Source organism: Phenylobacterium sp. (assembly GCF_030693805.1).
Lineage (GTDB): Bacteria > Pseudomonadota > Alphaproteobacteria > Caulobacterales > Caulobacteraceae > Phenylobacterium.
Window position 1 is genome coordinate 1 of record NZ_JAUXZW010000412.1, and the last position, 1,573, is coordinate 1,573.

Consider the following 1,573-nt stretch of genomic DNA (forward strand, 5'->3'; position numbering starts at 1 on the left):
TTCGAGTTCTTCGAGCAACAAGGTGGCATCGCTGTCGCAGGCCTCCAGCAGGTGACGCAATTTTCGCAATCGCGACGTCCAATCGGTCACCTGCCCACCTGTGGCTGATGGGGTGGTCGCTGCGGGCGCGGCGCTGTCAAGCGCGTCCAGCCCCGTCATCAAGGGGTCAAGCACAGACAGAACGTGTTGGCATGCGACCTCGATGTCGCTCCCGCTGCCACCGTCCAGGCACAGGCGCTCCAGCCGGCCCGCTGCCGCCTCGACGTCCACCGCACCGATGTTGCCCGCCGTGCCCTTGAGGGTGTGGGCCACCCGTGCTGGGGCTGTGGCATCGCTGCCCCGGCGCGCCGCTGCAAACAGCGCACCAAAGTCGCGTTGCCCGTCGCGAAACTTCAGCAGCAGCCGGCGGTACAGCGCCGGGTTGTCCATGGTGGTGGTCAGGCCGCGTTGCGTGTCCAGGCCCGTGATCGGCGACAGCCCCGTGACGGCAGTGACGCTTGGTGCCAACGGCACAGAGGCAGGGGCCTTGGCAGACTTGACCGACACCATCCAGCGCGCCATGGTTGCAAACATGTTTTCCACGTTCAGCGGCTTGGCGATGTGGTCCAGCATGCCGGCCTCCATGACCTTTTCGCGGTCACCGGCCATGGCATTGGCGGTCATGGCGACGATGGGAATGTGGGCCAATGCTGCGTCGGCGCGGATGTGGCGTGACGCGGTGTAACCGTCCATCACCGGCATCTGGCAGTCCATCAAAATGCCGTCAAAGCGGGTGTCTCGGGCCAGCACATCCAGCGCTTCCTGCCCGTTGTTGGCCAGCACCACGTCAATGCCTGCCTGTCCCAACAACTCCATCGCCAGTTCCTGGTTCATGTCGTTGTCTTCCACCAGCAGCACGCGGCTGCCGCGCAAGGCATCCATGTGTTCGCGGCGTGCATCCGCCTTCTGGTGGCTGCGGGACTCCAGCACCACACCTTTGCCCAGCGCTTCACCCATGGCCTCCAGCAGCGTCGAAGCGGTGACTGGTTTGGTCAAAATAGCTTTTGGCCGCACCCCGTTGGCCCCGGCGTTCTGCATGGCTTCCTCGCGGGCATGCGAGGTGACCATGATCACGGCCGGCATCGGCGACAGTCCCGCCGCGGGCAGGCGGTCGAGCGTCTCCAGGCCATCAAGCACCGGCATCTTCCAGTCCAGCAACACCAGTTCGAAGGGCTGGCCCTCACGCTGTGCGGCCTGCAGTTGTGCAAGGGCCTCCTGCCCGTTGGCAGCGGTGTCACAGGGCATCTGAAAGCCCTGCACCATGCGGGTGAGGATCTCGCGGGCGCTCGCGTTGTCGTCCACCACCAGCGTGCGCACCTGCTCGAACGCGGTGGCGTCGTAGCTGCGCCGAGGGGTGGGCACGGCCTGAACGCCAAGCACCACGTGAAAATGAAAACTCGATCCCACGCCGGGCTGGCTCTCAACCCAAATGCGCCCGTTCATCAGCTCCACCAGGTTTTTCGAGATGGCCAATCCCAGCCCGGTGCCGCCGTATTTTCGGGTGGTGGAACTGTCGGCCTGGCTGAAGGACTGG

The 1,573-nt window shown here is 65.0% G+C and carries 1 protein-coding gene; it reads right to left on the bottom strand.

Features of this window, described 5'->3' with window-relative positions; genetic code table 11:
* Positions 1–1,573: hybrid sensor histidine kinase/response regulator (locus Q8M88_RS16505; protein ID WP_305598248.1), on the bottom strand; the 1,573-nt coding region annotated here is incomplete at both ends.